Origin of the sequence: Sphingobacterium sp. JUb56 (genome assembly GCF_014191365.1) — a bacterium.
Taxonomy (GTDB): Bacteria; Bacteroidota; Bacteroidia; order Sphingobacteriales; family Sphingobacteriaceae; genus Sphingobacterium; species Sphingobacterium anhuiense.
Map to the genome: position 1 here is coordinate 994,054 of NZ_JACHWL010000002.1, position 12,523 is coordinate 1,006,576.

General features: G+C 35.9%; 9 protein-coding genes. 2 read left to right on the plus strand and 7 right to left on the minus strand.

Features of this window, described 5'->3' with window-relative positions; translation table 11 throughout:
- The first annotated feature begins 76 nt into the window (after positions 1-76).
- On the plus strand, positions 77-607 hold the full coding sequence (locus tag FHR29_RS23650; RefSeq protein ID WP_183917588.1) for an acetyltransferase: 531 nt from the start codon (positions 77-79) through the stop codon (positions 605-607).
- Positions 608-704: 97 nt separating this feature from the next.
- Here the strand turns inward: FHR29_RS23650 and FHR29_RS23655 are convergent, their stop codons facing one another.
- Positions 705-2,468, minus strand: coding sequence for an ABC transporter ATP-binding protein (locus FHR29_RS23655; RefSeq protein ID WP_311732314.1), 1,764 nt, complete (start codon positions 2,466-2,468; stop codon positions 705-707).
- 5 nt (positions 2,469-2,473) lie between these two features.
- Positions 2,474-3,235: a tRNA pseudouridine(38-40) synthase TruA gene (gene truA, locus FHR29_RS23660; protein WP_183917590.1), complete on the minus strand. Its 762-nt coding sequence runs from the start codon at positions 3,233-3,235 to the stop codon at positions 2,474-2,476.
- A gap of 220 nt (positions 3,236-3,455) precedes the next feature.
- Between truA and FHR29_RS23665 the strand changes: the two genes are divergently transcribed.
- Positions 3,456-3,980: a hypothetical protein gene (locus FHR29_RS23665; protein WP_183917592.1), complete on the plus strand. Its 525-nt coding sequence runs from the start codon at positions 3,456-3,458 to the stop codon at positions 3,978-3,980.
- A 209-nt stretch (positions 3,981-4,189) separates the two neighbouring features.
- Here FHR29_RS23665 and FHR29_RS23670 read toward each other — a convergent pair whose 3' ends face one another.
- The 5 genes from FHR29_RS23670 to FHR29_RS23690 all read right to left on the minus strand — a co-directional run bounded on the left by FHR29_RS23670 (position 4,190) and on the right by FHR29_RS23690 (position 12,335).
- Positions 4,190-4,558 carry a hypothetical protein gene (locus tag FHR29_RS23670; RefSeq protein WP_183917595.1) on the minus strand — a complete coding sequence of 123 codons (369 nt, stop codon included), beginning with the start codon at positions 4,556-4,558 and terminating at the stop codon, positions 4,190-4,192.
- Positions 4,559-4,993: 435 nt separating this feature from the next.
- Positions 4,994-6,331, minus strand: a complete 1,338-nt coding sequence (locus FHR29_RS23675) for a DUF5125 domain-containing protein (protein ID WP_183917597.1) — start codon at positions 6,329-6,331, stop codon at positions 4,994-4,996.
- A gap of 12 nt (positions 6,332-6,343) precedes the next feature.
- Positions 6,344-7,816, minus strand: coding sequence for a glycoside hydrolase family 30 beta sandwich domain-containing protein (locus FHR29_RS23680; protein ID WP_132840845.1), 1,473 nt, complete (start codon positions 7,814-7,816; stop codon positions 6,344-6,346).
- Between the two features lie 39 nt (positions 7,817-7,855).
- Entirely contained in the window at positions 7,856-9,379 is a 1,524-nt protein-coding gene (locus FHR29_RS23685; RefSeq protein WP_132840843.1) for a RagB/SusD family nutrient uptake outer membrane protein, read from the minus strand.
- 10 nt (positions 9,380-9,389) lie between these two features.
- A complete protein-coding gene (locus FHR29_RS23690; RefSeq protein ID WP_260292781.1) occupies positions 9,390-12,335 on the minus strand; it encodes a TonB-dependent receptor in 2,946 nt (981 codons plus the stop codon).
- Between the last annotated feature and the right edge of the window lie 188 nt (positions 12,336-12,523).

Consider the following 12,523-nt stretch of genomic DNA (forward strand, 5'->3'; position numbering starts at 1 on the left):
TAATTTTAAAATAACACATTACATAACAATAACAATTAATTCCAGCTTTTGATTTGGTATTTTTTACTTTTGCGAGATGTTATATATTTATGGCGCTACAGCACACGCTAAAGTTGCTGTCGAGACTGCGGAAGAGCTTAAATTGGATATTGCAGGTCTTATTGATAAATCATTACTTATTACTGATGTCTTTGATTATCCGGTTGAACTTCACCAAGAGATAAATCAGGAAGAAGACATGGTATTTGTAGCTGTTCTCGATTCGGGATTACGACAAAGAATAGTTTCCGAAAACTGTTTTTGGAAATACTGTTCACTGATACATCCTAAAGCGCATGTCTCTAAAAGAGCGGATATCGGTAAAGGTACTCTTATTTTACCTGGAGCATCCATTGCTCCTGATGTTCAAATTGGTAACCATTGTGTTATTGGTAGCAATGCAGTGATTGCCAGCAATACTATTGTTGAAGATTTTGTTACAATTGGCCCTAATAGCAGTATTGGAAGTAATGTTTTAATTGGAAGTGGTTCTGAAATAAGTGCTAATATACATATCAGTGCGGAAGAGACAATCGAAAAAAACAGTTATACAATGTCTGTACAATAAGTGTCTTCTTTTGGTGATTTTTACACGAGGACGCAAAGCATCTATTACACAATAAGACCAAAGTAAGGAAAGCTTCCCTGACTTTGGTCTTACTTTTTTAAATTCCTGCAGAATGGAATTGCAGATCATACAATTTTTTATAATAGCCATCGATATTTAGTAATTCATGGTGTGTACCCACTTCCATGATCTCACCTTTTTCTAAGACGATGATCTTATTTGCTTTTTGAATTGTCGATAATCGATGCGCAATCACAATTGCTGTTCTTCCCACCATCAAATTATCAATCGCATGTTGAATAAGTTCTTCTGTTTCCGTATCGACTGATGAAGTTGCTTCATCCAATACCAAAATTCGTGGATCATGTACTAAAGCTCTTATAAAAGAAATCAGTTGTGCTTGTCCTGACGATAGTGTAGCCCCTCTTTCCTGCACTTGATAGTCGTACCCACCTGGTAATCTCATAATAAAATCATGTGCCCCGACTTGTTTCGCTGCAGAAATGATGGATTCGCGTGTAATATGTTCGTCGTGCAAATCTATATTATGTAAGATAGAATCTGAAAATAAGAAAACATCCTGAAGTACTGTTGCAATTGTTTTCCGTAGAAAATTCAATTCATACTCCCTAATATCAATACCATCAAGTAAAATCTGACCTTTATTAATTTCATAGAACCGGCTCAGAATATTGATAGTAGATGATTTTCCTGCTCCTGTAGCTCCAACTAATGCCAAAGTTTCTCCAGGTGCTACTTTAAAACTAACATCACGTAAAACCCAATTTTCATCGTTATAAGCGAACCATACATTTTTAAATTCGATTTCTCCACGGATATGGTTTGGTGTTAATTTGCCGTCATTAGGAGTATGTTCGTCGGTATCTAAGACTTCAAAAATACGCTCTGCACTCACCATACCCATCTGTAGGGTATTGAATTTATCGATTAGCTCGCGAATAGGGCGAAAGATCATATTGATATACATGATAAAAGCGACCACTACCCCTGCTGAGATGACATCACCTAAAATCTGCTTGGCTCCAAACCACACCAATAAACCCAAAGAAATAGCCATGATAATCTCCAAAACTGGAAAAAATATTGAAAAGTACCAGTTGGCACGAATATGAGCATTCCGATGGTGACCATTGATATCTTTAAATTTATTCATCTCCTGTTCTTCACGGGCAAAATACTTGATAATGCCCATTCCAGAGATATGCTCCTGTAGAAAGGTATTTAAATTGGAAACCCACTTCCTAACATCCTGAAAAGCGGATTTCATAGCCTCTTTAAATATATAGGTCGCAGCTATCATCAGTGGCATCGGCACGAGAACAATCAAGGTCAATTTCCAGTCGGTATAAAACATGACCCCGAGTATAACTACGAGCTGCAATAGATCACCAATAATTTGGATCAACCCTTCAGAAAAAATATTGGAGATGGTTTCCAGATCTGAGATGGTTCGTGTTATCAACTTTCCTAATGGCGTCTGATCGAAATATTTTAATCTAAGCTTGGTGATATGATTAAAAACTTCAATACGAATGTCACGAATTACCGATTGTCCAAGCGTATTGGTCATAAGGGTATGATAGTAGCGGACCAATGTTTGTACAATAAGCAATACAATCATAAGAATAAACATCAAACTGAGTCCCGATGTATTAAACTGTAATATATATTTATCCAGAGTATATTGGATTAATATAGGCAGTGCTGGCGCAACTGCTGCTAATAAGATGGTCAATACCACGGAGATCCAGAATATGTTTCCGTAAGGTTTCATATACTTAACCATCCGACGTAACAGATTGACGTCATATGTTTTTCCTACTATTTTCTCTTGACTCACTTTTTCTATTTTACAGGGTAAGGGTAGGCCACTTCAGTCAAATACAAACCTTGAGCCGGTACAGATGTACCAGCCATTGAACGATTTTGACTAGCAATGACTTCTTCCATAAATGAAATTGGTTTACCTTTTATTCCGATCTCTAACAGGGTCCCAACAACAGCTCGTACCATATTACGTAAGAATCGATCTGCTGTAATGTGAAAAACAAGTTTCGCTTCACTTTCCCATATCCATTCGGCTCTCGATACCGTGCAGATATTGGTAAAAACTTGTGTATTAGATTTGCTAAAGCAACTAAAATCTTGTTTTCCTAACAAAAATTCAGCCGCTTTATTCATCTTTTCTACATCGGGAATATCTCTTAAAAATGAAGAGTATGCATATATAAAAGGATCTTTTTCGAAATGAAGATGATATTCATAAGAGCGACGCACCGCATCAAAACGGGCATGGGCATCTTGATGAACAGGTAAAACAGATTTAACTGCAATATCATGAGGTAATAAACCATTCAAAGCATGTAGAAAACGATCTGGATTTGCTAATATTCCAGTGGAATCTGCATCAAAATGAACAAATAATTGTTTGGCATGAACACCGGTATCAGTTCTACCTGCTCCAATCGTTTCTGTTGGCACACGCAATAGAATTGCTAAAGCGTCATTCAATCGCTCTTGAACAGAAATTGCATTATTTTGAACCTGCCAGCCATGGTAATTTTTCCCAAAATAAGCTACTTCTATAAAAAATCTACTTTTCTCCATTTTCAAGGACAAAGGTATGAATTAGCAAGAAGATACAAGAATAATGATACGATAGAACTGTCTGAATAAATTCATAATAGCAATGGCAGTTTACAATTTAAGACGAAAATGGGCCTCCTATATATCAAGGTTTTAAAAGAAATAAAAAAAAGTGTAACGTTTAGAATTTTCTCTTACTTACTGTATAATAATTAAACAATAACAATTTAAAACCAAAAATATGGAAACGTTAAGCATCATTCAATCTATCAAATCAAAAATGAAAATGGAATTTTCGGCACAAGTTCTGGCTATGTTGTTACTTGCTTTTTTGCCGACTTATTTTGGATTTACTAAAGAACTAGCATTGATATACTATTTCTTTTATAGTATTTTGTTCATTTTTACCAGCTATTACTTCAGCCGGTTTTATTTTTTTTATAAAATATGTAATACCATCAATGTTCAAAATATTCAAGATGTAAGATCGTTCTATCATGAGCTACGATTAGAACTAGCAAATTATAAAAGCTTTCATTACATCACTACATTTATCGCATCGGGGTTTGGCATTTTATATTGTTATTTTAATAAGGTAAGCATTATTCCAGCCCTAAATAAAATGGAATTATTATTCCCTGGTCAAGTAAACTTATTTATCGTTTGTCTTGTTTTTGTATTAATTTTATTTATTCTGACAGAATCTGCTGTTAGTTGGTCATACCGCAAACAATTGAGAGACCTAAAGACCTATATCACGGTTTAAAAATGTTCTTCTTCTCACAAAATATGAACTCGAATAAATAGAAATCGGAATTTACATCTGTAAATATGAGAACAACTTAGGAAATAAGATTGGGAATGCATTCTATCACATTCCCAATTTTTAGTATATCTTTAAATCAATCCAAATTATTTAGTCAATGCAACCCGTAAAGCATCTGATTATTCCTCTCTATTATTAAAGAGTAGATTTTATCTGTATGCCATTGCTTTTTGTGCCGCATAAACTTTTTTTAGATCCAGAGGAAATTTCCTATATAAATCCTCCCATTGTGGCGGTGTACAGCTTTTTTTCATACTGTCAAAAGAACGCACAAATAAGTTTTCAATAATAAACCGCACATAATCATTTCCACGTTTATGAAGCCAGCCCATCACTTTTATACGTTCACCTATTTTTTGTATTTGTCCATTTGTTAGTTGTGACTTTAAAAAATTTACGACTGCCTGAAGAATCCCTGCGAAATTTTTATGATTGGACAACTGACGTATTTCATTATTTATTTCTTTATAATGAGCAGTTATATAATCTGTAGCTATATTTTCATTAATTGTATCCATTCCTTTTTTATTTATATCTTCTTGTTAAATTTCTTAAAAAATCATCTTGTCAACATATAAAAAACGATCAAAACCCTTAGAATATTGATCAGTTTCTACATATTTTTGTCACTGTTTTGTTATATGATTCCAACAATCACTTTCAAAGCAATCATTATCTAACCAAAAACTTCTTATTCACTAAAAGCACTTTCTCTTTTTGCTATTGATACACGAAATTTGTGCCAAATAATCGTAACAGACCGAACATACAATAAAACAACAGTTTAAGTGAATTATAAAAAAATCAAAAGACTGTATATCAATATCAAAATGATAGGCTACTATCAAAATGATAGGTTTTTTTTACCCTATCGTGATTTTTAACTTACCTATTCAATAAAAAAGCCTTTACTCAATTATGAGTAAAGGCTTACATCTACTTCTTTAATATGTTTATTTTTTCACGACTGTCAGAATAGCTTTGCTATTACCCTGACTCAAATCTACCGTCAAAATATAGCTAGTTCCTAAAGCAAGAGATTTACCAGAAACTATGCCTAAATTACCCGAATCCCTGCCATTATTGCCGTCACCAATAAAAATCATATCATTATCTGTACTGATACTTGTTGCTCCAAACTCGCCCCCCCAATCCTTTTGATGGAAAAATTTGAAGTTGATATTACTTGCATGAATGGATTCTCCGGCCTTCAAGGTAATCTGATATTTTTTGTTTCCGATCGGCATCATGCACAAAGCCTTCTCTGGGCTCCAACCGACTTGGTTAGTTGCAATGCCGGGCTTACCAATACCTTCTCCAATGATCCAGATAGCTCCTGTACCATCGGCTTTCAGTGATGCCAGATTTGCTCCATCCATGCTTTCTACAAGAAAATACTTCAATTTAAAATCTACCGTTATACGATACTTTCCATTAATACCGTTAAAATTGATGGATCCATCTGACTTTTGTGTGAAATAATCCGGATCAATCCACCAGTTTTTCACATCGTCGATACCATCAAATGTAACCTGTTCACCATTTTTCAGCTCCAACTCTCCTTTAAAATGATCATCATCCATGCGACTTAATAAATTACCATTCAAATAAATATTTATGAATGGCGATGCTTCATAAGTCAGGGTATTAAACTTTATGCTATATACACCGGAAGTTAAATTGGTAAAAGGAATTTCGGTCATAGATCCAATTTCAACAGTATTGTTGACCCAACCAAAATTCATTGGATTTCCTTGCTCACCTACTTTTGGAGCCTGGATATAACCCTTTACTGAAGATGGAAAACTTTCTGTAACCGCATATTCATTAGTCCCTATTTTCTCCATCTTATAGGATTTAGACTCTGTTACTAAATTCAAATAAGGAAAATCTGGTCTAGTCAAATCAATTTCATAAGACTGTTCAGTCATTTTCTGACTAATATTCTGTAGAATAAATTTTAACGTTGCCTTACCATTTGGCACATTCTTATAGAAGGGTATAAAGATCTTTCCAGAATAGTCTCCATTTTCCTTTGTTCGTATAGTGGTTTCCGACACTTGGTCATCTGTAAAAAACAACTGTACTTTTACAGTCGATAAAGCAATCTCTTGATCCGAAGCATGTACTTGAAATACTAAACTGTCTCCAAAGTGAGCTGCTGAAATATCTGATTTCACTTCCAATTTGGGCTCACCTATTTGATACACATATTTTTCATCCTTTTTACAGGAATACAGCGCCGCAACTGCGACAGTTCCAAATAGGAAATTTAAAATAGGTCTTTTCATATTTTTTAGATTTTAATTGGCCCAACGATAAGAAACTACTGATTTAGCCGGCACCTCATAGCTGAAATGATTTTTTGAATCACTTATTGTAATCTTTCTATTTTCTTCGGCATCATTCAGCAATACAATTGCATAAGACCCATCTTTATTTTGAAATGCAGTGTACACTAGCCCCTCTGCTGTATATCCTTTCGCTCCAATACGCACTGCACCAGATTTTACGACTGAAGAAAGGTGTCCTACAATGTAGTAGTGCGAATTGCGTGTGATATTCTTAAAATTAGATTTACTGATATCAACAGCACCATAACAGGTCTGGCATCCCCCTTCACGATTTGGTCCTTTATCGGTGTCTAACATCAGATTCCAAACTATAACTGCCCGGCTCCAATTATTGACCGTTCCTAACGCTACTTCACGCATATCTTCCATTAATCTCTTTTCAAGATTTCGACCTTCATTCCACTCTCCAATAGATGTTTCTGTAAAGACCAGTTCTTTATCTGGACGTTGGTTATGAATATCCAATAATTCAGCTTTGTCACCGCCATAATTGTGAAATGCGGCTCCAGCTATATAAGAAGCAGCGCCTGCATCGTTATAAATTTTCACAGGATAGTCATTTTGATCAGCAATATTATCATAGTTGTAATTATGATCGAAGGCATAGATTTTAGTTTCTAACGCAGCTGCTTTCAATTGCGGACCTAATGCTTGTTTAATAAAAGCCTGTTGTTCTTGCCAGGTCATGTACAACGAAGCCGAATTACCACGGTTTAAAGGTTCGTTTTGAACTGTAATCGAAGATACCGTGATGCCTTCTTTTTTCATTGCCTGCAACCACTGCACAAAATACCATCCATAGTCTTGGTAATGCTTAGGGTTCAACTGACCACTCGTCCAAGAATCGAAAGGTTTCAAATCTGTCAAATTATTTACTTTCATCCATTTGGGCGGTGTCCATGGAGAACCCATGATTTTGATTGATGGATTGATTGCCAGTATTTCTTTTAGCACAGGTAGGATATATTGCTTCTCTTCGAACTGCAAGGCAAAATTTTCTTTCCCTTCTTTATCCCAACAGGTGTACTCACTTAAAGAGAAATCAGAACATCCAATAGCAATTCTTATATAATTCATTCCCATACCTTTTTCATCTGAAAAAGTTTCTGTTAAAAACTTGGTACGATCTTCTTTACTCATCTTCATTAAGTTATAACAAGTAGATCCTGTAATAGCGGCACCAAAACCGTCCATCGTTTGAAACTTTTGGTTCGGATCTAATGTGATCGTGTTTGGTGACATATTAAATTTCGTGCTGAAATCTATAAATCCTTTTGTAAAATCTTGGGAACGTGTATTGGTTGTTGTATAAATCGTTACATCGCCTTTGTCTTTTATGTTATCTGAAGCTGAAGGTTTATAGCTATCTCGGTTACATGATGTTGCCGTAATTAAACAGGACAACAGGAGTGTATATATCATAGTGTTATTATTTTTGCGTTTCATAAAATTTTTAATTAATTAGTACCCTAGATTTTGCACTAAATTTGGATTCTGATCGATCTTTGCTTGTGGAATCGGCAGGCGATATGAATACTGATTAAACGGATAGACCTGAGATTTGCGTCCTGAATCCTTCGCATATACCGCATTCATTACAGACTCGACTCGATCTAACCTTACTAAATCAAACCAACGCTGTCCTTCAAAAGCTAATTCTAAACGTCGCTCTTTCAATAATGCATCCAACATACGATCTTTAGCAACACGTATGGAATTATCTAATTTCGGAAGTTTTACTCTTTCTCTAACACGATCTATTATATCTGCAGCAGCAGTTAAGTTGGGACTTGCTTGCATAATCAACGCTTCGGCTTTTAGTAATAATAAATCGGCGTATCTTAGTTTCACCATACTACTCATCGACGATCTCAATTTGAACATAAAGGGATAATGGGATGCCGGATAGTAATTACTCCATTTGGCTACATAATACACGATTGACTGATCCATCCTTATTTTATCACCTTCATTTTGATAGGTCTGAATTAAATCTCGAGATGGTGTGATCCATTTGGCCCATGTAAAGCTATTTTCATAATTAGAAAGATCACGACCAAACATCCAAGTTGCCCAATTACCCGCTCCAGGTATAAATTGTGCTTCTAAAATTGACTCACGCGTATTACGCTGTATTAAATCTGTATTACCAGCATTCATGGCATAGATATCGGCATAATTAGTATTCAATTCGAAGCCATCTGCTGTAAGTGCATCTACATATTGGATTACTTTTGCATAGTCTCGAATCGGTTTTTCAGCATAAATTTTAGCTAACATAGCTTTTGCGACAGATTTTGTAAACCTTGTTTTATCCGTTGCTGATCCATTAGGTGCATCAGCTAATGCTTCCACTAAATCTTTTTCAATTTGACGATATGCTTCTTCTTCTGTGCTTTGAAATGGGAAATATTGCGGATATACTTCTTCAATATTTTCAGCTGTAATATCTGCAGCTTGCGTCGTGATAACCGGAATAGATCCGAAAATTCTTACCATATCAAACATTGCTAATGCACGAAAGATTTTAGCTTGTGCTTTATATGATTTAATATCTGTATCATTTACAGATTTATCTGCTACACTATCGATATTAATAATTAAACGGTTAGCACGCGCTATATCTTCTAAATAACGACCCCAATCCCGGTCAACAACAGAGTTGGATCCTTCAATGGAATTGTTCTCAAAGGGCAATACTTCTGCTCCGGTTGTACCTGCATATGCATTGTCGGCATGCGATTCGGAGATGAGTAATAAATCAACATACCAATGTTCTTGTCTGTCGCGCATCTGTTGATAAATACCCGTTAAAAAATTGTCCACTTCACTCTTGTTCTTAAAAACAATCTGAGTTCCCGATTCGGTTTTTCCTTGACTATCATCTGAATAACCGTCCAATGGATCCCTGTTCAAAGAACAAGAAGAGGCTAAAATAGATATTATAAACAAGTTGAAAAATAATTTTATAGCTATTGTTTTCATGATTATTCCATTAAAATTCGACATTTACCCCAACTACAAATGATCTACTTTGCGGATAAGTTCCCCAATCTATCCCCTGTACACGTCCAGAGTTTCCATATTGGTTTACTTCAGGATCCATACCAGAATATTTGGTCCAAGTCAACAAATTACTAGCAGATAAATATGGTTGTATTTTTTGAATACCGATTCTTTTCAATCGTTCTGGAGCAATTGAATAACCAAATGAAATATTTTTCAATCTCAAATAACTTCCATCTTCTACAAAATAAGTCGAGTTTTTCATATCAAATCCTGCTTTAGGTACATGGGTTATCTGTCCTGGCACACGCCAACGGTCTAACACCACTGTGGATTGATTGCGACCATCATACATTCCCTCTGTTTCCATACGGCTTGCATTAAAGATATCATTGCCATATGTTCCTTGAATAAATATGCTTAGATCAAAGTTTTTCCAAGAGAAACTATTAGTCATACCATATGTAAATTTGGGGTTCGGATCACCAATATAGGTTCTATCTGAAGATGATATTTTTTGATCACCATTCAAATCACGATACATCAATTGACCAGTCTCTGGATTAACTCCATCGCTGATATAACCGAAGAAACCTCCCAAAGCACGTCCGGGTTGGTTTCGAACTGCATAATCATGCACATTGTCGTTGGTCATTGCATCGTTATAAAGCTTATTTAACACGAGTTTATCCAGACGATTTTTATTAAATGAGATATTAAAATCAGTTCCCCATGTAAAAGTTCCAATTAAATTTTTCGAACCTACAGTTAGTTCAAACCCTTTATTGGTCATTTCGCCTTCATTACGCTTGATCACGTTTGCGGCTGCCGAACCTGTCGGAAGGGAAACTTCCATCAACATATTTGTTGTTTTCTTATGATAATAATCTAAAGTCAAGCTTATCCTATTCTGAAAGGCCGCAACATCCACGCCTACGTTGGATTGTGTAGTCGTTTCCCAAGTTAAATCCGTTGCTCTTAATGTATTCGATTGGGTAATATTAGGTACAGCATGTTCTTGTCCGACCTTAAACCATTCGATCCGCTCTATTCCGTTGAATGCGAGATAAGAATAATCGCCAAGGCCTGACTGGTTTCCCGTTTGTCCCCAGCCTCCTCTAACCTTTAAGTCATTGATCCATTCGACATCTTTCAAGAAATCTTCTGATGAAAGTCTCCATGCTGCTGATAAAGAAGGAAAATAACCCCAACGATCGTCTGGATTTAATTTGGAAGATCCGTCAGCACGCATATTAGCCGTTAACAGGTATTTACCATCATAGTTATACATAGCTCTTGCGAAATAAGACATGATGCCCCAGTTAGAGGCTCCAGATCCTGTACCATTCCAAGAAATCATATTTGCTGCATTCAAAGTTTGTATAAGGCCATTTGCATAATGTGATCCATTGATATAGCTATTTGTATACTTTGAATCGGTCCATGATGAACCGGCCATTGCTTCGAGATTGTGCTTTCCAAATCGTTTATTATAGGTCAAAACATTATCCCATGTCAATACCGTATTCATATTACGGATATCTGATGCTTCACCATATTGATTTCTACCCCATGTGGTTGTTAAAGGATCTAGAAAGGTTGTCAATACGCCATTCCTTCTATCTAAAGTAAATGAAGATTTAAAATTTAGATCAGGATTAAATGTGATCAAGGCACTACCTGATGCTAAGATCCGATTTTCGCGGTTGTTGTTATATTTTGTTCTTGCGAGGTTTTCAATAGGACTGGTAATGTTGTTAATCCCATAGAAATTATTGTAATAACGATCTGGAGCTGTTGGATCCCATACTGGAGCATATGTTGGGGTTGTAATCACAGCTGTAACTACTCCGCCTCTATTGGAACCTAAACCTGAAGTAATACCATTATCATTATAATCGGAATAGGTGACATTTGCATTAACTTTTAACCATTTACGGACTTGATTATCGATATTTGCTTTAAAATTATAGCGTTTGAAAAACGAACCTTTTAATGTTCCTTTATCATCTGTAAATCCTCCAGAAAGATAATATCTTAATTTTTCTGTACCGTCTGAAATTGTTAGTTGATAGTTCTGTTGAACCCCTGTTTTATAGGTTTCCTTAAACCAATCTGTTTGATCTGTCAATCCAGCAGGTAAATTAACCATTCCAATTTCATTCTGAAGATCTCGATATTGAGCGGTGTTTAGCACATTGACGGTGTTATTCACAATATTGGATGTAAGTTGCGCACCAAATGTAATTTTTCCTTCGCCAACTTTCCCGGTTTTAGTCGTTATTAAAACTACACCATTAGCGGCTCTTGAACCATAAATAGCTGCAGAAGATGCATCTTTCAGAATCTGAATATCGGTCACATCATTGGGCGACAGAAATTTGATATTATCTACCGGTACACCATCGACAACATAAAGCGGATCATTACTCCCATTGAAAGAAGTTGTTCCTCGTACACGAATGTTCATCTGACCTCCTGGTGCACCATTCGGCTGTATTACCGCAACTCCTGCAGCTTTTCCTTGAATTGCTTGACCGACATTGACAATTGGTCTTTTTTCAAGATCTTTTGTTGATACCGATGAGATTGCTGTGGTTACATCTTTTCGTTTTACGCTACCGTACCCAATCACAACCACATCTTCCAGTACATTGGCAGAAGAGCTTAACTGTACTGTCAGATTACTGGAATTGACCACCACTTCCTTTCTATCATAACCAACGTAGGTAAATAACAAAGTTGTTCCGGATGGAACCGAGATTTGAAAGCGTCCATCTTCTTGAGAAGATACGCCATTGACTGTTCCTTTTTGAACAATTGTAACTCCTCCTAGCGGCTTTTGATCTTGGACATCAAGTACACGTCCACTGATCTGTATTTTATCCTGAGCGACGGATGTACCGACTATCGCAAAGAAATAAATTACCCACATAAAAAGAGTTGCTTTCTTAGTAAAGAAAATCATAAGCATTTATAAAATGGTTTCAATAATTTAGTTTGAGAACTACTCAAATAGCCATAGAATTCCCCAGCTCTATGACAAAAACAAAGCTACTAGAACGCTGAGCGGGATAAAAGGGTCTAAATCTAAAAAGTACTGATCATATTTTTTAAACACCT

Coding starts and splice junctions, on each gene's coding strand:
- FHR29_RS23670 (WP_183917595.1), bottom strand. CDS start 4,558: ATGGATACAATTAATGAAAATATAGCTACAGATTATATAACTGCTCAT.
- FHR29_RS23665 (WP_183917592.1), top strand. CDS start 3,456: ATGGAAACGTTAAGCATCATTCAATCTATCAAATCAAAAATGAAAATG.
- FHR29_RS23690 (WP_260292781.1), bottom strand. CDS start 12,335: ATGTGGGTAATTTATTTCTTTGCGATAGTCGGTACATCCGTCGCTCAG.
- FHR29_RS23685 (WP_132840843.1), bottom strand. CDS start 9,379: ATGAAAACAATAGCTATAAAATTATTTTTCAACTTGTTTATAATATCT.
- FHR29_RS23680 (WP_132840845.1), bottom strand. CDS start 7,816: ATGATATATACACTCCTGTTGTCCTGTTTAATTACGGCAACATCATGT.
- FHR29_RS23675 (WP_183917597.1), bottom strand. CDS start 6,331: ATGAAAAGACCTATTTTAAATTTCCTATTTGGAACTGTCGCAGTTGCG.
- truA (WP_183917590.1), bottom strand. CDS start 3,235: ATGGAGAAAAGTAGATTTTTTATAGAAGTAGCTTATTTTGGGAAAAAT.
- FHR29_RS23650 (WP_183917588.1), top strand. CDS start 77: ATGTTATATATTTATGGCGCTACAGCACACGCTAAAGTTGCTGTCGAG.